The sequence below is a fragment of the Pseudoalteromonas sp. MEBiC 03607 genome, from assembly GCF_004792295.1.
In the GTDB taxonomy this organism is placed as follows: domain Bacteria; phylum Pseudomonadota; class Gammaproteobacteria; order Enterobacterales; family Alteromonadaceae; genus Pseudoalteromonas; species Pseudoalteromonas lipolytica_C.
This window is the reverse complement of the sequence record NZ_SRRY01000001.1, coordinates 3259305-3278005: the sequence shown is the minus strand read 5'-3', so window position 1 is coordinate 3278005 and position 18701 is coordinate 3259305. Positions and strand designations below refer to the sequence as shown.

General features: G+C 40.2%; 17 protein-coding genes. 7 read left to right on the top strand and 10 right to left on the bottom strand.

Annotated features, from left to right (window positions below; all coding sequences use genetic code 11):
- Nucleotides 1-8 precede the first annotated feature (8 nt).
- The 3 genes from oadA to E5N72_RS20615 all read left to right on the top strand — a co-directional run bounded on the left by oadA (nt 9) and on the right by E5N72_RS20615 (nt 3214).
- Entirely contained in the window at nt 9-1781 is a 1773-nt protein-coding gene (gene oadA / locus E5N72_RS14875; RefSeq protein ID WP_135925839.1) for a sodium-extruding oxaloacetate decarboxylase subunit alpha, read from the top strand.
- Nucleotides 1782-1791: 10 nt separating this feature from the next.
- On the top strand, nt 1792-2922 hold the full coding sequence (locus tag E5N72_RS14870; protein WP_135925838.1) for a sodium ion-translocating decarboxylase subunit beta: 1131 nt from the start codon (nt 1792-1794) through the stop codon (nt 2920-2922).
- A 115-nt stretch (nt 2923-3037) separates the two neighbouring features.
- A complete protein-coding gene (locus tag E5N72_RS20615) occupies nt 3038-3214 on the top strand; it encodes a hypothetical protein (RefSeq protein WP_165385086.1) in 177 nt (58 codons plus the stop codon).
- Between the two features lie 163 nt (nt 3215-3377).
- On the opposite strand, the gene E5N72_RS14865 is transcribed toward E5N72_RS20615, so the two are convergent.
- The gene (locus E5N72_RS14865) at nt 3378-4694 is read right to left on the bottom strand and encodes a peptidoglycan DD-metalloendopeptidase family protein (RefSeq protein WP_135925837.1); all 1317 of its coding nucleotides are present in this window, start codon (nt 4692-4694) and stop codon (nt 3378-3380) included.
- 398 nt (nt 4695-5092) lie between these two features.
- Here E5N72_RS14865 and tyrS point away from each other — a divergent pair, with 398 nt between their 5' ends.
- Nucleotides 5093-6292: a tyrosine--tRNA ligase gene (gene tyrS, locus E5N72_RS14860; RefSeq protein ID WP_135925836.1), complete on the top strand. Its 1200-nt coding sequence runs from the start codon at nt 5093-5095 to the stop codon at nt 6290-6292.
- Nucleotides 6293-6351: 59 nt separating this feature from the next.
- On the opposite strand, the gene ampE is transcribed toward tyrS, so the two are convergent.
- The 4 genes from ampE to folE2 form a co-directional block, all read right to left on the bottom strand.
- The gene (gene ampE / locus E5N72_RS14855) at nt 6352-7302 is read right to left on the bottom strand and encodes a regulatory signaling modulator protein AmpE (RefSeq protein ID WP_135925835.1); all 951 of its coding nucleotides are present in this window, start codon (nt 7300-7302) and stop codon (nt 6352-6354) included.
- A gap of 1 nt (nt 7303) precedes the next feature.
- Nucleotides 7304-8011 (bottom strand): 5'-methylthioadenosine/S-adenosylhomocysteine nucleosidase, encoded by a 708-nt coding sequence (gene mtnN, locus E5N72_RS14850; RefSeq protein ID WP_135925834.1) that lies wholly within the window; start codon nt 8009-8011, stop codon nt 7304-7306.
- 123 nt (nt 8012-8134) lie between these two features.
- Complete coding sequence (locus E5N72_RS14845; RefSeq protein WP_135925833.1) at nt 8135-8734, bottom strand: DUF2726 domain-containing protein; 600 nt, start codon at nt 8732-8734, stop codon at nt 8135-8137.
- Nucleotides 8735-8815: 81 nt separating this feature from the next.
- On the bottom strand, nt 8816-9736 hold the full coding sequence (gene folE2 / locus E5N72_RS14840) for a GTP cyclohydrolase FolE2 (protein ID WP_135925832.1): 921 nt from the start codon (nt 9734-9736) through the stop codon (nt 8816-8818).
- 175 nt (nt 9737-9911) lie between these two features.
- Between folE2 and arcB the strand changes: the two genes are divergently transcribed.
- Nucleotides 9912-12239, top strand: a complete 2328-nt coding sequence (arcB, locus tag E5N72_RS14835) for an aerobic respiration two-component sensor histidine kinase ArcB (RefSeq protein WP_135925831.1) — start codon at nt 9912-9914, stop codon at nt 12237-12239.
- 6 nt (nt 12240-12245) lie between these two features.
- Here arcB and arcA read toward each other — a convergent pair whose 3' ends face one another.
- The 5 genes from arcA to trmB form a co-directional block, all read right to left on the bottom strand.
- Complete coding sequence (gene arcA, locus E5N72_RS14830; protein ID WP_054551295.1) at nt 12246-12962, bottom strand: two-component system response regulator ArcA; 717 nt, start codon at nt 12960-12962, stop codon at nt 12246-12248.
- A 105-nt stretch (nt 12963-13067) separates the two neighbouring features.
- On the bottom strand, nt 13068-13589 hold the full coding sequence (locus tag E5N72_RS14825) for a YfiR family protein (protein WP_135925830.1): 522 nt from the start codon (nt 13587-13589) through the stop codon (nt 13068-13070).
- On the bottom strand, nt 13589-15211 hold the full coding sequence (locus E5N72_RS14820) for an ATP-binding protein (RefSeq protein WP_135925829.1): 1623 nt from the start codon (nt 15209-15211) through the stop codon (nt 13589-13591). Before E5N72_RS14820 ends, E5N72_RS14825 begins: the two co-directional genes overlap by 1 nt.
- Nucleotides 15212-15330: 119 nt before the next feature.
- The gene (locus E5N72_RS14815) at nt 15331-16359 is read right to left on the bottom strand and encodes a methyltransferase (protein WP_135925828.1); all 1029 of its coding nucleotides are present in this window, start codon (nt 16357-16359) and stop codon (nt 15331-15333) included.
- Nucleotides 16360-16376: 17 nt separating this feature from the next.
- A complete protein-coding gene (gene trmB, locus E5N72_RS14810) occupies nt 16377-17102 on the bottom strand; it encodes a tRNA (guanosine(46)-N7)-methyltransferase TrmB (protein WP_135925827.1) in 726 nt (241 codons plus the stop codon).
- Between the two features lie 215 nt (nt 17103-17317).
- Here trmB and mutY point away from each other — a divergent pair, with 215 nt between their 5' ends.
- Nucleotides 17318-18397, top strand: a complete 1080-nt coding sequence (gene mutY / locus E5N72_RS14805) for an A/G-specific adenine glycosylase (protein WP_135925826.1) — start codon at nt 17318-17320, stop codon at nt 18395-18397.
- A 15-nt stretch (nt 18398-18412) separates the two neighbouring features.
- On the top strand, nt 18413-18685 hold the full coding sequence (locus E5N72_RS14800) for an oxidative damage protection protein (protein WP_036970432.1): 273 nt from the start codon (nt 18413-18415) through the stop codon (nt 18683-18685).
- Nucleotides 18686-18701: the final 16 nt, after the last annotated feature.

The following is an 18701-nucleotide window of genomic DNA, read 5'->3' as shown; positions in this document are numbered from 1 at the left end:
GCTTAAACATGGCTAAATTAAAACTTACAGAATTAGTATTGCGTGACGCTCATCAGTCTTTATTGGCCACGCGTATGCGCTTAGACGACATGCTACCCATGGCTGAAAAACTTGATAGTGCAGGTTATTGGTCTATTGAATCATGGGGTGGAGCAACCTTTGACTCATGTATCCGTTATTTAGGTGAAGATCCTTGGCAACGTATTCGCGAATTAAAAGCGGCAATGCCAAATACTAAACAGCAAATGCTATTGCGCGGACAAAACCTTTTAGGCTACCGCCATTATGCGGACGATGTTGTCGAAAAGTTTGTAGAACGAGCCCATAAAAATGGTGTAGATGTGTTCCGAATTTTCGATGCTATGAACGATGTACGTAATCTTGAAACTGCAATTAAAGCAGCGGTTAAAGTAGGCGCACACGCTCAAGGTACTATTTCTTACACCGTAAGCCCAGTACACACACTTGATATGTGGCTTAAACTTGCGAAACAGCTCGAAGAACTAGGCTGTCATTCTATTTGTATTAAAGATATGGCTGGTTTATTGAAGCCATATGATTGTGAGCAGTTAATCAAAGGTTTAAAAGAAACCGTATCTATTCCTATCGCGATGCAATGTCACGCGACGACAGGATTAAGTACTGCAACTTACCAAAAAGCTATAGATGCAGGTATCGATATGCTTGATACCGCAATTTCGTCTATGAGTATGACTTATGGTCATAGCGCCACAGAAACAATCGTGTCGATTGTTGAAGGCACAGAGCGAGATACCGGCCTAGATTTAAACCAACTAGAAGAAATTGCCGCTTACTTCCGTGATGTTCGTAAAAAATATGCTGCTTTTGAAGGTAGCCTAAAAGGTGTTGATGGCCGTATCTTATTAGCACAAGTGCCAGGTGGTATGTTAACTAACATGGAAAACCAGCTTAAAGAGCAAGGTGCTGCCGATAAGCTTGATCAAGTATTACTTGAGATCCCACGTGTTCGTGAAGACTTAGGCTATATTCCACTGGTTACTCCAACCTCTCAAATTGTCGGTACGCAAGCGGTACTTAATGTATTGACTGGTGAGCGCTATAAAACGATTACCAAAGAAACCGCAGGTGTACTTAAAGGTGAGTACGGTGCAACGCCGGCTCCTATGAATAAAGAGCTACAAGAACGTGTTTTAGATGGCGCAGAAGCAATTACTTGTCGTCCTGCTGATAAACTTGAACCTGAACTTGAGAAGCTAGAAGCTGAATTATTAAAAGAAGCTAAAGAGCAAGGTTTAGAGCTTGCTGATGATGTGATTGATGATGTGCTCACCTATGCATTATTTCCACAAATTGGTCTTAAGTTTATTAAAAACCGAAATAATCCTGATGCATTTGAAGCTATTCCTACAGGTGAAGTTGCTAAGCCAGAAAGCAAACCAGCTGCTGCAAACTCAGTAAAAGCTGAGCAATACAGCGTTAAAGTTGATGGCAAAGTTTACGATGTCGTTGTAGCACAAGGTGGTGAGCTTAAAGAGGTGACTTTAAAAGACAGTGAGTTAATTCCTCAGTCTGCTTCAGCGTCTGCTGGCGAAACTTTAAACGCGCCATTGGCGGGTAATATTTTCAAAGTGAAAGTAAAGCCAGGCCAAACAGTAAACCAAGGTGATGTAGTTATCATTATGGAAGCGATGAAAATGGAAACTGAAATTCGCGCTGCACATACCGGCACGGTTGCTGAAGTTTTAGTTGCCGAAGGTGATTCTGTTGCCACTGGCGATGCATTAATCGCGCTGGCGTAGGAGACAGAGAATGGATGGTCTTTTAAATCTCTGGCATGCAACAGGTATCGCTAACTTTACCTTTCCTGCCTTGATCATGATTGCGGTTGGTTGCTTATTGTTATATCTAGCAATTGCTCGTAATTTTGAACCCTTGCTATTGTTACCAATAGGCTTTGGGGCGATCTTAACGAATATTCCTGCTGCAGGCTTATCTGAACCGGGTGGACTGCTTTATTATGTGTATCACATAGGGATTGATTCTGGGGTGTTTCCACTTCTGATCTTCATGGGGGTTGGCGCGCTGACAGACTTTAGTGCCTTGATAGCAAATCCGCGTATGTTGTTGCTAGGCGCGGCTGCGCAGTTTGGTATTTTCGCTACTTTATTTGGTGCAATTCTACTTAACTTTATTCCGGGCTTTGAATTTACGCTACAAGATGCATCGGCAATTGCCATTATTGGTGGTGCGGATGGTCCAACGGCTATTTTCTTAGCATCTAAATTGGCACCAGACTTACTTGGGGCTATCGCAGTAGCGGCTTATTCATATATGGCACTAGTGCCAATTATTCAGCCGCCAATTATGCGTGCACTAACAACGCAAGCAGAGCGCGAAATTCAAATGCCACAACTTCGTACTGTATCGAAAAAAGAGAAGATTATTTTTCCTTTAATGGTGCTTAGTTTAACTATCTTGTTTTTACCAGCTGCAACACCGCTTGTAGGTATGTTCTGCTTAGGTAACTTGATGCGCGAATCGGGTGTGGTCGATCGTTTAAGTAACAGTGCACAAAATGAAATCATCAACATTACCACGATTTTCTTAGGCTTAGCGGTAGGTTCAAAGCTTGCTGCTGATAAGTTCTTAACTGTAGAAACTATCGGTATTTTGGTGTTAGGTGCATTAGCGTTTGCGATTGGCACAGCTTCAGGGGTGTTTATGGCAAAAGGTCTTAATAAGATCTCTAAATCGCCAATAAACCCATTAGTAGGCGCTGCAGGTGTTTCTGCGGTACCAATGGCAGCACGTGTGGTGAATAAAGTAGGTCTTGAAAGCAATCCGCATAACTTCTTATTAATGCATGCTATGGGACCAAACGTTGCAGGGGTATTAGGAAGTGCCGTTGCAGCAGGTATTTTGTTAGCGATTGTTGGCTAAGTCGATTTACTTCCAACCGACTGGCGCAGTAATTTTACTGCGCTTTTTTTTGCCTATAGACTAGGGTCACCCTAAAGAAATTGTAGTTAAATGATAGTTGTGTAAGGAAGCCACCATGAATATCTTTATTATCTTACTATGCCTTTTTGTTGCCTTGGTTATTCTAATACCGCTACTTGAAAAGTATCAGTCTAAAATGGGGCTTGATGGCGCTACAAAATACGCAAAGTACATTTGGCCACTGGTGATGATTTCGCTAATTATTCAACTTATTTATGTTTTATTAAGGTAATAATAGCTTCTGTGTTGTGTTTTATTTCAGGCATGAATCGCGCCTGCGCAAGCTCATACTTGCTTTCAATTATTGAAGAGAATAAAGGTCATTAAGGCTGATTTTGTGGCAGGCACTAAAAAGCCGCTTCATCATTGAAGCGGCTTTTTTAATGTTTACTCAATTACTTATTTAACGCTAATTGTAACTCACGGTTACGTTGTAATTGCGCTAAGAAGTTATCAGCAATCGGTTTAAACTTAGCTAGCTCATCACGCGGTAAAGGCTCTGATTTAGGTAGTTTGACCGTTTTCGGATTACGGTGTACACCGTTTACTAAGAATTCATAGTGTAAGTGTGGGCCAGTTACACGGCCAGTCGCACCAACCGTACCAATTTTTTGACCCTGCTTCACTTTTTGACCTGTTTTTACCAGACGTTTGTTCAAGTGAAGGTATTTAGTTACATATTGAGTACCGTGGCTAATAAATACGTAGTTACCATTGTATTTGCTGTAACCCGCTTTAATCACTTTACCATTACCCGATGAAACTACCGGTGTACCTGTGCGAGCAGCATAATCAATACCATTATGCGGCTTAACAGTTTTAGTTACAGGGTGTAAACGGCGAGGGTTGAAGCTTGAGCTAATATACTTAAAGTTAACAGGCGCGCGTAAGAAAGCTTTTTTCATACTACGGCCTTCAGGCGTATAGAAGTTACCATCAGTATGGCGAATCGCTGTATAACGTTCACCTTGGTTTATGAATTCTGCTGCAATGATTTTGCCATCACCAATGTATTCACCATCAACATAGTGGGTTTCGTAGATTAGACCGAATTGGTCACCCTTACGAATATCATTTGCAAAGTCGACATCCCAACCAAAAATATCGGCAAAGTTCATTATTTGACGCTCGCTTAAACCAGCGGCAATACCCGATGTCCAGAAGCTGTTGCTGATTTCACCACCGGCAGACTTGCTGAGAGTTTCAATTTCTTTGCTGTCGATTGATGTATCGTAGTTACCTTCGTCATTTAATGTAACGTATAAGGTATCTGTTTTTGAAATTACATAACGAAGCTGCGCTAATGAGCCATCTTCGGCGGTTGCAAAACTTAAAATTTCACCCGGATGAATTTTTGTTAACTTGCGCGTTTCAGCGTTTGTGTTAACTAGTTTGTGCAGAGTTTGCGCTGAGAAGCCCGCGCGCTTAAAAATAAGAGCTAAATTATCGCCATTGCGAACTTCATGATCAACAAGCTCATATTCTGGAAGTTTTGCTGCTGCTTGCTCCGAATTTAGTTCAGTTAGTTTTTCGTTATCATCAACTTTAACTTGTAATTCGTAGCGTTTACCAATTTCAAGTGCGTTTGCACTGTTATCCTTTGAGGCGGTGGCTTTTTCAGAAGGCAAAAGTGCCAAGCCGGCAATAGCAGAAACCAAACCTAGAATGAGCAGTTTGTGTTTTTTGGGGAGTTTGTGCACTACATGAACCATAACGTGCCTTTTCTGCTGTCAAGAAAATTAATTACTAATATTGCAGGATATACCTAAAATAGCGCAAATACCAGTGTTTTGTAGATTTAAACTGGCGCTAATTTGCGCTAGAATTGGCCTGCGCGTTAAACTTTTTTGGTTGAATTTGCAGCATGTGTCGTCAGTTAAACTAATTTGCTGTTAGTTAACTAAAGTACCTTCAATAAAATGCAATAACGCGGTATAAAGAACAATCATGCGCGCTGCCTGCAGGGCTGTTTCTTAAACTATTTAAGTTAGGCTTTTTTTAGTGTCACTCTTTTGATGCTAACTAGCTAAATTTTAAAGTTTTTAGCTCTATAATTATAACCCTGACAGGCCACCACGCCCCGGTAGCTGAATTTTTGGAGTAATACACAGTGGATTTACAAACCGCTCTAGCTGAGATAAAACGCGGTGCAGAAGAGATATTAATTGAAGACGAATTAGTTGAAAAACTAAAGTCAGGTAAGAAACTTAAGATCAAAGCGGGTTTCGATCCAACTGCGCCTGATCTGCATTTAGGTCATACAGTTCTTATCAACAAAATGAAAACCTTCCAAGACCTAGGTCACGAAGTGATTTTCTTAATCGGTGATTTCACCGGTATGATTGGTGATCCAACGGGTAAAAACGTAACACGTAAACCGTTAACTCGTGAAGATGTTTTAGCCAACGCTGAAACATATAAAGAGCAAGTATTTAAGATCCTCGATCCTGCTAAAACAACTGTTGCATTTAACTCTACTTGGATGGAGAACTTAGGTGCGGCAGGTATGATTAAACTGGCTGCGCGTCAAACAGTAGCACGTATGCTAGAACGTGATGACTTTAAAAAGCGTTATGCCAATGGTCAATCAATTGCTATCCACGAATTTTTATATCCACTGGTACAAGGTTGGGACTCAGTTGCATTAGAAGCTGACGTTGAGCTTGGCGGTACAGACCAACGCTTTAACTTACTAATGGGTCGTGAACTACAAAAAGACGAAGGCCAAAAGCCACAAACAGTGCTTATGATGCCACTGCTTGAAGGTACCGATGGCGTTCAAAAGATGTCTAAGTCATTAGGTAACTATATTGGTATTACTGATGAGCCGAACGATATGTTTGGTAAAGTGATGTCTATTAGCGATGAGCTAATGTGGCGTTACTATGACTTATTAAGTGCATTATCAATCGAAGAAATTGCAGCTCTTAAGCAGCGTGTTGCTGATGGTGCAAACCCGCGCGACATCAAGATTGAATTAGCAAAAGAACTGATTGCACGTTTCCACAGTGAAGAAGCAGCCGAAGGTGCTCATCAAGATTTCATCAAGCGTTTCCAAAAGAATGCATTACCAGATGAGATCCCTGAAGTGACAGTTACTATCGCTGAAGACACAGTGTTTATCACTAACTTACTAAAAGAAGCTAATCTTGTTGCAAGTACCTCAGAAGCGATGCGTATGATCAAGCAAGGTGCAGTTAAATTAAATGGTGAAGAAAAAGTAACGGATACTAAGCTTGAAGTTGCAAAAGGCACAACTCAGATTTACCAAGTAGGTAAGCGTAAGTTTGCTAAAATCACCTTAGCTTAATCAAGCTAATAGAAATAAAAAAACCAGCTACGGCTGGTTTTTTTGTGCTTATATTTTGATTAGTTTGTGAATAGGCTAATTACTTCAATCCCGACTATCAGTAGTAACCAAAATGCTTTCGCTTGGTTTAAACGATTCACTAAAGCGGCAATATCATCAGAATTTGGTAAACGGTCGGTACCTACACGCATCTTATTAAATCGCTCTTCTTGGTATAGCGCCGGACCGCCTAATTGCACTTGTAATGCCGCAGAGGTCACACTTAATAGCCAGCCTGTATTAGTTTGATAAAAGTGTCTTCCATAGTGCTTAATATAATGAATACTCTGCTTGCTGGCATTGCTTGCAGCAATCGTTAAAGCCAATAATCGAATGGGTAACCACTCTAATACAAACAGTAGTTTAGCTATGGTAGTTAAAAACGGGTTATTTGGCTTACGATTCTTACGCCATGCTTGATGTATTAAAGTGAGTAAGCGATAAACCAAAGCAAAGATAGCGCCGCCAATTATATAAAAGAAAATAACGGCAAAATAATGCCGCGCACTTTGCAGCACCAGTGACTCCATGGTGGCTTTACAAATTCCAGGAGCCGATAAACGTGAAACATCACGAGCAACAAGGCTTGTAAGTAGCTCTCTTGCTGTCGCTTTTTGATTTAGCTTAACTAATCTTGCTATCCGCAGTGATTTTTTCTCTTGGGCACGACTACTTAGTAATAAATACAAAATTAAGCCGTTTAATAGCTCAGGATAAAAAGCAAATTCTAAAAAAAGTACAACCAGTGTCACTATAACTAACACAGTGAAGGTGAATGCCAAGGTTGATGCTAAATACTGATAACTTTTGGGGTTAGAAGGGCTGTATAAACGCTCACCAAGAGCAGAAAAAATAACGCTTAAAAAGGTACTAGGATGATACCAACTAACCAAAGGAAAAAAGCGCTCAGCAATGAGCGCTACAAAAAATACAATAATGTCCAAATGGTTTTGAACAATATTTGTAATCACCTTATAAACTCACCGACGTCAGCTTCTCTAAAAGAGCAACAACCATTTTTGATGAGTTGATAGATGCAGTTTCGATATACTCTTCAAATGATTGCGGTGATTCTTTGCCTGCAATGTCAGACATTGAACGAATAACAACAAATGGTGTTTCTAATACGTGGCAAGCCTGTGCAATTGCTGCGCCTTCCATTTCTACTGCAAGCATAGTTGGGAATTCAGCGCGAGTTTTTTCAATTCGTACTGGGTCACACATGAATGAGTCACCTGTACAGATTAGACCAATCATGGTCTTAACATCACTAATTTGACTTACGCTTTGCTCTGCCGCTTCAATCAGTTTAGGGTGTGCAGCAAAGCCTGCTGGCATTTGTGGCACCTGACCGATTTCGTAGCCAAATGCAGTAACGTCTACGTCATGATGACGTACTTCTGATGAGATAACTACATCGCCAACGTTTAATGATGGCTCAAAACCACCTGCAGAGCCTGTGTTGATCACACAATCAGGGCTAAAATTATCGATAAGCAGTGTTGTTGCAACAGCAGATGCAACTTTACCAATACCTGACTGTACTAAAGTAACTTTATTACCCGCTAATTCACCAGTGTAAAATGTAAAGCCAGCCTTAGTCATAGTGCTTGGGTTTGCCATTGCTTCGCGTAAAATTTTTACTTCTGGCTCCATCGCGCCAATAATACCAACGTGCATAATATTTGATTCCTTAGATTGAATACCGAGATTATATACGCAACCAGGTATGGTTACGAGAATCAGCTAGCGGAAAAACAAAAAAGCAGACCTAAAGTCTGCTTTCGCCAAATTTATGACAGCTTATATTTCAGCAAGTGCTGTAGCTGTTGAATGTGCTTTTGCTTGTGATGGTGATAATACAGCTGGCTTAGTTACGCGATTTCGCGTTGGTCTAATTGGTGCTGCCGCAGGCTTACCAAGCTTAAACATGATTGCATCACGTACTTCTCTTGGTTGATATCCTGATTTTACTTTCATACGAATATGAGGAATACCCGCAGCTTCTAATGCGCCACTTACAAACCAATCACGCTGAGCTTTATGGCCATCGCGGTTAGTGTTGTTAACTAAATCAACAGCGGCAACAATGGTAAGTTTGTCTTTGTCGATTAGTACATAATCTAGTTGCTTATTTTTGGCTTTGGCAATAGCTGCGCGTTTAGCTTTAACAGACAAGCCTTGTTTGCAGTCAATTAAATCAATGAGTTTAACGCGACTCACGATTTTGTATTGATCGCCAACGGCACGTTCAAGAAGATGTAAAAATGCACTCTCTACTTGCGTAAAAACACTTTGCTTACGAGTGAAAGGATAAGGGTTTCCGCCTTCATCGGTAAACTTTGACGCAACAACAGAGGCTACTACGACTAAAACTAAAATTGATAATAAAGCGAATTCCATATGGTAACTCCACAACAACAAATTGACACTCAAAATAATTAGCAATTAGTGTGCCTAAGTGTGCGGAGTCACCTGAATTTTTTAAGCCGTGTAGCCGCCATCAATTCCTTTAACAGCAATTGCCACTGCATCGTGGGCATGAAGTGATTCGTAGTGGTTTATTTGTAGCCAGTAATCTGCGTAATTTTGCTCTTCGAGTAAGCCTTTAATTTTACGTGCAGCGTCTTCGCAGAACATTAGGTTTTGACCATTTAAGCGGGCAAACTCTTGCTCGTCTTCACGTTTAACGGCTGCTTGCACAGGCGTTTTAAGCTCTGCTTCTAAAGCATCAATCAAGCCAACCACATCAAAACTATCAATTTCGCTGTCGAGCTTTACTTTGACGTTTGCAATTGAGCGCTGTGAGTGTGGTGTAGCCACAATGCCATCTGTTGTGCCCAGCCATTCTAAAACAGTCTGCTTATCAATATCTTGCTCTGCAAACTTTTCGCTAAATGCATTTTGAATTAGTTGTCGTGCAAGGGCCGCTGAGCATGGGCATGTTGACGAGTAGGTCACATCAACCATTAATTCAAAGCTTAATACACCTTGGTTTATTTTAGCGATTAAGTGGATAGGGTAGTTTTTCCAGCCCACTTTACCACTTAATAGTGATTTGCGGCGCAAAGGCAGCTCAAATTTAAACTCGATCTGTGCTTGGTCACTTAGGTCATCATGACTACTGATAAAGGCATCAAGTGCTTGAGCAAGGGTTTGGGGATTAACTTGTTGCTCGGTTGATAAGGTATCAAGCGCCAAAAATAAACGCGACATATGAATGCCTTTGGCATCTTCTTTATGTAAATTAACAAAGGCGCGTGCTTTAGCAATTACATTTACTGGGGCTTGGTTACGAGTTTCAAAAATGAAAGGTAGTTCAATTTCACCCATGCCAACCCAGTCTAACTTACCCGTTTTTAACGCTGGGGCCGTATCAGCAATATCTGGCATTGTGGTTTGCATGGTAATACTCATTCTTTGCAATTAATAAAGCGCGATATTTTACATGAAAAAATATAAAAAGAAGTGCCATACGTGAAAAAATTATATGTTTATCGCACAATGTGAATATTTCTAAAGGATTAGTGATAAAATTAGCTATGCTGTTTTTTTCGATTATGTGCCTAAGCTTTAATATATGATTGATTCTTCTATGAGTCCGTGGGCTCGCACACTCTCAAGCTTTATTTCTAAATACGGTGAATTTAAGACCGCTGCGGCTTGCTATGCCTTATTATTAGTGATGTCGCTGATTTTATCTTGCATGTTTTATTATGTTGCAGTGGGTACTGTCACCTTGGTAGATGTTTTAGCGGTGATGTTTTTTACCGCAGTTGTATCGCCAATTTTGATTTCGGTACTGCTAAATTCAATTCGCCAGCTCGAAGCATCATATAGCTATTTAGATAGCGCCACTAAGCAAGAAAAACTATTAAACCAAACGTTAAAAGACAATATCAGTCGCTTAAATGAAGAGATTGATGAGCGTAAAATGGCGTTTCACGCTAAGCACAGAGCAATTGAAGAGCTCAGACGTGAAATAGCTGAGCGCAAGAAAACTCAACAAGAATTAGCCCAACAAGGTATGTTATTGCGCTCAATTGTCGACTCCTCTCCTGATTTATTTTATTACCGTGATAACAACGGCGTCTTTGCTGGCTGTAATAAAATGTTTGAGCAAGTGATTGGAAAAAGTGGCGAAGAGTTAATTGGCAAAAGTGTAGAGGAAATCTACCCAAGTAATTACTTACCTGAAGTACTGCGCACCGACAAAAAAGTATCGCAAACGCACCAAGCCCTAACGCTTGATGTTGAATATCCCGTTAATGGTGAAAAGCGCTGGTTTGAGATGCGTAAGTTACCGTTTATTAACGAAAAAGGGGAGTATATTGGTTTGCTCGCTTTCGGCCGTGATATCACCAGCCGTAAAGAAGCCGCACAGGCGCTTGAAGCAGCTTATAAAGACAAAGGGAAGTTTATTGCCACATTGAGCCATGAACTTAGAACGCCTTTGAATGGTATTGTAGGTTTAACACGCATGTTGCTTGATACCGAGCTTGATAAACAGCAGCGTAGTTGGTGTAACACAGTGTTTTCGAGTGCTGAAACCCTTGGTAATATTTTTAACGATATTATTGATTTAGATAAAATTGACCGTGAGCAGCTAGATATCGTTACTGACTCAGTAAATGTAGCTGACTTTATCAATGATGTTGTTAACTTTGCTGGCCTGATTGCTGAACAAAAGAGTCTTGATTTTAATATCAAACGAAAAGGCACGTTGGATGTGTATGCATCGCTTGACCCAACTCGGTTACGTCAAGTTGTATGGAACTTAATAAATAATGCCGTTAAGTTTACACAGCAAGGTCATGTTGAGCTTGAATGTATTCGTGAAAATCGCCCAGATGGTCCTTGGTTAGTGATGCGTGTTAGTGATACCGGTCAGGGGATCCCGCAAGAACAACTACACCGTATTTTTGACATGTACTACAAAGCACCAGACATCAATGGCACCAATGCTATTGGCTCAGGTATTGGGCTTGCAGTAACAAAAGCACTGGTTACTGCGATGAAAGGTGAAATACATGTAAGCAGCACAGAAGGTGAGGGCAGTGTTTTTGTGGTAGAGATCCCACTTAAACTCTGCATTGCGCCTACAGAGCAAAATTATGCGGTTCGTAGTTTAAACATTCTACTTGTTGAAGATGTTCCGCTTAACGCTGAAATTGCCACAAATTTACTTGAGCAGCGTGGTCACGAAGTTATTTGGGCTGAAACCGGTGAAGATGCGCTGTCGTTTGTCTACACAGAAGATGACTTAGACCTCGTATTACTTGATATGCAATTGCCAGATATCAACGGTGATGAAGTTGCTCGCCAAATTCGTGACGATGAGCACTTTGATAACCTACCAATCGTTGCCTTAACTGCTAACGTGCGTAGTGCTGAAGAAGAGCTTGCTGGTATTAACATTCAAGGCGCGCTTGCGAAGCCAATTAATACAACCAAGCTTGATAAAATGCTTGGTGAGCTGTTTGATATTAAACAACAAAAAAGTTGTCAGTCAGAAACAATCAAGCCAGTGTCAGTCAAAGATTTGTCAGGTATCCGCGTTGAGTTACTTGATATTGAAACCATTGAAGACTTTGTTGGTTCAATGGGGTTAACTATCTTCAACCGTAGTTGTGAGCTGTTTAATAAGCTAAACCCACAGTATCAAACTGAGCTTGCAGATGCGTTAGCAGCAGATGATAGAGAAGAGTACAAATCGGTGGCGCATAAATTAAAAGGCGCAGCTGGTTCTGTAGGCTTAAACGATGTTCAGTTACACGCTAAGAAGATGGAGCATGGAGCGCTTGAAGAAAGTAGTGAAGAGTTACAAAAGTGGCTTGATGAACTAGCAGTTAAAATAAATGAAGGGCGCGAAGCCCTCCAATTATTTTTACAACAACTAGAAAATTAATTCTAATTAGCTGTCGATTTTACCGATGAAACGATAGCCTTCACCATGGATGGTGCTGATTAGTTCAGATGTGCTGTTATCGCTTTCAAAGTGTTTTCTGATACGACGAATTGTTACGTCTACAGTACGGTCGTTAGCGCGAAGCTCACGGCCAGTCATGTGCTTGATTAATTGCTCACGGCTGAAAATACGGCCCGGTGAGTCAAGCATTAAGCGTAGCGCACGATATTCACCTTTAGGTAAACGTTTAGCGTCACCACTTGGAGATGTTAAACAACGGCTGTTTTCATCAAGTTCCCAACCGTTAAATGTAATAACACCATTTGTTTCGATATTTGCTTCTTCGCCGCCTAAAGCTGTGCGCGAAATTAGGTTACGAGCACGGATAGTTAGCTCGCGCGGGTTAAATGGTTTTGTGATGTAATCATCAGCACCAATTTCTAGACCTAAAATGCGATCAACGTCGTTGTCACGACCTGTTAAGAAAATTAAACCCACGTTTCGTTTTTGACGAAGTTCACGTGCTAAGATTAGCCCGTTTTTACCTGGTAGGTTGATGTCCATAACTACAAGGTTCACATCATCATTATTTGTAAGCTTGTCATGCATATCATCGCCATCAATGGCTTCAATAACTTTGTAACCTTCAGCTTCAAATAAACTAACGAGGTTTAGTCGAGTTACGTCTTCATCCTCTACGATCAGAATGACTGGCGTTTGCATTGTATATTAACCTTTTCGGAAATTTTATTTACAAAAATTCGGTATTATCAAGCAAAACCGAATACTAGAGATTATAGGATTAGATCCAATTGTTAACAAGTAAAATCAATTTGGATAAAACTTAGCCATAGCTAACAATCGAGATTGCACTTTAAAGTTATGCTGCAATACGTGCTGCTTATTGATATACAGTCGGATTTTATTTCCTTCTTGAACCAGAGAGGCTATACCGCCATTTTCTAAAAAACTAATACTTTCGCCTATTGTTAAAGTATTTAATGAAATTGTATCGGTCCAAAGTGGAAGTATATCATTTTCTAATGTTTCATCAATGTATGTGATATCACAAACTTGAGAAAGTTCAGAAATTTGCTGAGTTTTTTTCACTAAAATTACTTTGATTGGTTTTTTGTTAATTTGCAGTTCATTTTTCTCTTTAAGATACGAGCCCGGACCATTTTCTAAATCGTAAAAACAAAATGTAACAGGGGGAGGATCTACTTGATCATCAAACTTGGTGAACTTGGCAATCTGATATAAAAATGCAGACTTAACTTGCTCTGGTGACTTTGCGAAAGCAGAGTTCACACTAAGCAAAAGAACGACTAAATAACACACCCAACGCATCACATGTCACCTTCATGCAAAGGTAGTGTGATTATAAAGTGCACGCCTTCTTGATTAAGCTCATCATATACAATCGTTCCTCCAAGTGCTTGGGTTACAAGGTTGTAAACTAGGTGCATACCTAAACCGCTTCCGCCTTCACCTCGCTTAGTGGTGACAAAAGGATCAAAAATACGCTTCTTAATTGATTTATCAACACCAATACCATTGTCATAGTAATCGATAATAAGGCTGCTCTCATTACGTTCAACGTCAAATCTAACTTCGTTGCCAATATCATCAGTAAAGCCGTGAATAACAGAATTGCTTAAAAGTTGCTGTAATACTTGTTGTAACGGTCCAGATTTAGTTTCGATACTAAAGTTACTATTACAATTGATAATGATTTTTGGGTTGCGGTATTGTATTTCTGAGCGCATCGACATAATTACATCACTTAATAAGTCATGCAGATTTATTTTGGTACTCATTTCTACATCTTGATTCACAGCTACTTTTTTAAAGCTAGAAACCAATTCTGCTGCACGGTTAAGGTTTCGATAAATTAAGTCGAGGTTTTCAATACCATCATCTATGAAACGCTTTAGGTGTGATGAGGTTAAGGTTTTTTGCTCAAATAAACTGTTTATTTCTGCAAGTTTATCGCGAAGTAATGTTGAACCTGTGATACCTAAACCAATCGGCGTGTTAACTTCATGGGCAACGCCTGCGACCATTTGGCCAAGAGAGGCCATTTTTTCATTTTCTACAATTTGGTTTTGATATTGATGCATTCGCTCAAGGGTATTGAGTAGCTCTTGATTCGCTTCTCGTAGGGCGATTGTGCGCTGATTTACTTTTTCTTCAAGGCTTTGGTTCAGTTGCTTAATTTCTTGCTTGTCATTTTCATGGCGTTCAATCTGCTTTTGAGTACGGGCAAGCATGATATTTAAGCTATTAGCTAGTTGATTGATCTCGTCAACATTGGTTTTTTGCGCACGTGTTTCGTAGTTGTGGTTTCTAGATACGTCTTGCAGCAGGTTACTCAAATTATCGATTGGGTTTGCTATGCGTTTTTGAATGCGTCTAGAAACAAAATACACAATAACCAAGACAAAAAGAGTCAACAAAATATCGATAAAAATCTTCTTGTTAATATATTGGTTTAGTCTTTCTAAGTCACCACGGACATAGGCATAGCCAATCGTATTACCTTCATAAACAATAGGTTTTATTAGCTCTATCGCTTTGTTTTTAAATTGAGGTTCTAATAGCTCATCAATATTATTAACTTTAATTGGTACTGGAGGGGTTCTTATTGCGTTAAAACTACTAAAGAATTTAGGCTTATTTGATAACTCATCAATAGCATAAATATGCACATTTTTGATCATAGGCACAGATTCAAATAGTTTTAAACGCTCTGCTTCTGTTTCATTATCATCAAAAAGCACTGTTACTTGCGCATTGTAGGCAATGATTTCTGCAAGTAGGGTGATTTTATCAACGATTAACGCTTTTTGTTCTTTAACGTCAAGATAAGTCGATATCGAAATCGACAAAGATAGGCATAGCGCAGTGACGAGCATGACCGCATTTGCCAACGCTTTACGAATACTTGTTTGTGCCGAAAATAGTGACATGCGCGATAGAAGGCCAATCTTTTTATATTGTTATTAAAAATTAAGTCTAGCAAAAACAGAAAAAGTAACTAAATATTTAATAAAATATTTTTGTTATGAATAAGCTATTTTACAAATTGTTATGAAGCTGAGTAAACGGCAAATTTAGTATTTTTAAAATCGGTGCTGTACTGGCCAAATTGCGCTTCTAAAATGGGTGGATATTTTAAGAAGCTGTTAGCAACAATGGTCAATTTTCCTTGCTTACTCAAGTGCTGCTTTGCAGAGCTTAGAAAGGCCTCGGCAATGGTGTAGTCTGTGGCAATACCCGTGTGGAAAGGCGGGTTACTGATAATTAAATCAAATTTCCCCTCAATGCTTGCTAAACCGTCACTTAATATGGCTTCACCTTTGAGATTATTTAGTGCCAGTGTTTGTTCTGTGGCGTAAGTTGCAAGGGCACTTACATCGCTACAAACAAATTCTAGCTCAGGCTGCTTTAAACCTAAGTAGGTGGCAATTATGCCTGCCCCACAAGCAAAATCGAGCACTTTACCCTTGTTAATAGAAGGGGCATGGTTAAGTAGTACCGCGGTACCAATATCAAGAGCACCGTGATTAAATACCCCTGGTACACTGATAGCAGTGAATTCAGCATCACCAGCTTTAACTTGGAATTGTTTGTGATAGCGGCTGATATCGAAGTTATCATTTAACGTAAGCTCAGAGAACATATACAAAATACAATGCTTAGCACTATCGATTTTGTTACTAAAGCCGCAGTGGTCCTTTAGTTGTTTCTCTGCTGATTTTACGCCGCTTTTATTTTCACCAACCACAAAAAGCTGAGCATCTTGCTGGCAAACAGCACGGATATTATCAAGGCACATTAGTGCCTCTGGCTTAGCTTTTGGGTAGTAATAGATAACTAAATCGTAGTTACCATTTGGAATAGTGTGATCAACCACAGCATGTACACCTGCAATTTTGCTGGCATACATGGCATTAGCGTGGTTATAACTGAACGCAGTAATTTTTGCGTCTGGGTTTAGCGTTTTAAGTTCGCGTAAAAAGCCATCTTGCTCAAAGTTAACCACTAAAATCGACTGGCCAACAAGTTCGTCTTCATTTCGAAGCAATAATAAACTTGGGTTGGTTAACTTACTCATGCTGCTTTTACCTTTTATTACTTAGTACGCTCAAACATCAAGTCCCATACGCCGTGACCTAAGCGATGACCGCGTTGCTCAAATTTTGTCAAAGGACGTGAATCTGGGCGAGGAACGTAATCATTGGTTTCTGATTGGTTTTTGTAACCTTCAGCAACTTGCATTACTTCAAGCATATGCTCGGCATAGTTTTCCCAGTCAGTCGCCATGTGAAAAACACCACCAATTTTTAATTTGCTACGTAATTTTTGCGCAAACTCAGGCTGCACGATACGACGCTTGTGGTGACGCTTTTTATGCCATGGATCAGGGAAAAATAATTGCAGTTTAGATAAACTCTCATCAGCAATACAATCAGCAAGCACTTCAACTGCATCATGCTCGAATACACGTAAGTTGGTGATCCCTGCTTCGTCAGCGTCCATTAAACAAGCGCCAACACCAGGGCGATGAACTTCAATACCAATAAAGTTAAGCTCAGGTGCATTTTTAGCCATTTCAACCAGTGATTTACCCATACCAAAGCCGATTTCTAGTACGACATCGTTATCGTTACCGAATACTTCTTTTAGATCGAGCATACCATTTTTATGCTCAAGGCCCATTGTTGGCCAACACTTTTCGATGGCGGCTGCTTGGCCCTTTGTTAGGCGACCTTCGCGCTTAACGAAACTACGAATCGTGCGGATATATTTACCCTCTTGCTTTGCTTGCTCGAGGTTTGGGTTACTTGAGTCATTCATATAATTTGGCCTGATAAAAAACACTGACTATAGAAAAAGGTTGCGTATTATCCCTGACCTGCGCCTTGAGTACAATAGTAAGAACCTGTTTATCTTTCGAGATTAATTTTGCAGCCATATGTGGGCTATTTGGCAAGGCGGAGTCGGTTCGACTTGCTTGGCCTAACTAACTGCAATAGACTTGGCCGCAATGAGCTTCAGCAAGTAAAGATGTTATTTTGAATTTAAGCAATAAGGAGTCAACTTGGTTTGCAAACCAAGTGGTTGACTGGTATCACCTTCACGGCCGTAAAACTCTTCCATGGCAATTAAATAAAACCCCTTATAAGGTATGGATCTCTGAGGTCATGCTACAGCAGACTCAAGTCGTAACTGTTATTCCTTACTTTGAAAAGTTTATGCAAAGCTTTCCTGACATCATTGCGCTTGCAAATGCGGATGAAGATCAGGTGTTGCACCACTGGACTGGCCTTGGCTATTACGCTCGTGCACGCAACTTACATAAAACAGCAAAAATAGTTCGTGATAAATACCAAGGGCAATTTCCAACCACACTTGAAGAGGTGATGGACTTGCCGGGCATTGGTCGCTCTACTGCAGGGGCTATCTTGTCTTTATCGCTTGGACAACATCATCCAATTCTAGACGGTAATGTTAAACGAGTACTGGCGCGCTTTTTTATGATTGAAGGCTGGTATGGGGTGAAAAAGGTCGAAAACCAGCTTTGGTCATTATCATCGCAATTAACCCCTAAAGAGTCGGTCACTGAGTTTAATCAGGCAATGATGGATTTAGGTGCAAGCCTTTGTTCGCGTAGTAAATTTGATTGTGAGCCGTGCCCTTTAAATAGTAAATGCCTTGCTTTTAATGAAGGCAAAGTTAAAGAGTTCCCACATTCAAAACCGAAAAAGGCAGTGCCTAAAAAGTCATGTCATCAGCTTATCCTAGCCTGTGACAATAAAGTACTTATGGAAAAACGCCCGAGCTCTGGAATATGGGGCGGCTTGTTTGGCTTTTTTGAGTTTAGCGAACTAACTGAACTAGAAACATTTTTAGCTCAGCACGGTTTAACTGCAAATACGCAGGCACTTGAAGCCTTTACCCATGTGTTTTCGCATTTTGAACTGACTATTAATCCGCATGTTTTAACATTGCCAAATATTCCAGATCTCATCAATGAGCGACAACTGGTTTGGTATCCGCTTGATGAGTCAGTTGAAGTTGGCCTTGCAGCGCCAACGAAAAAGCTGGTTAAACAATTAAGCACAATAGATTACAATAGCATCACGCAATAAGAGTAGAGAGCAATTATGGCACGTACAGTATTTTGTCAAAAGTTACAAAAAGAAGCTGAAGGCTTAGGCTTCCAACTATACCCAGGTGAGCTTGGTGAAAAGATTTTCAACAACATCAGTAAAGAAGCGTGGGGCCAATGGCAACACAAGCAAACGATGTTGATTAACGAAAAGCATTTAAACATGATGGACCCAGAGCACCGTGCTTTTTTAGAAGAGCAAATGGTCGGTTTCTTATTTGAAGGTAAAGACGTAGAAATCGAAGGCTACCGTCCACCAGAAAAATAAACCAAGAAAATAAAGT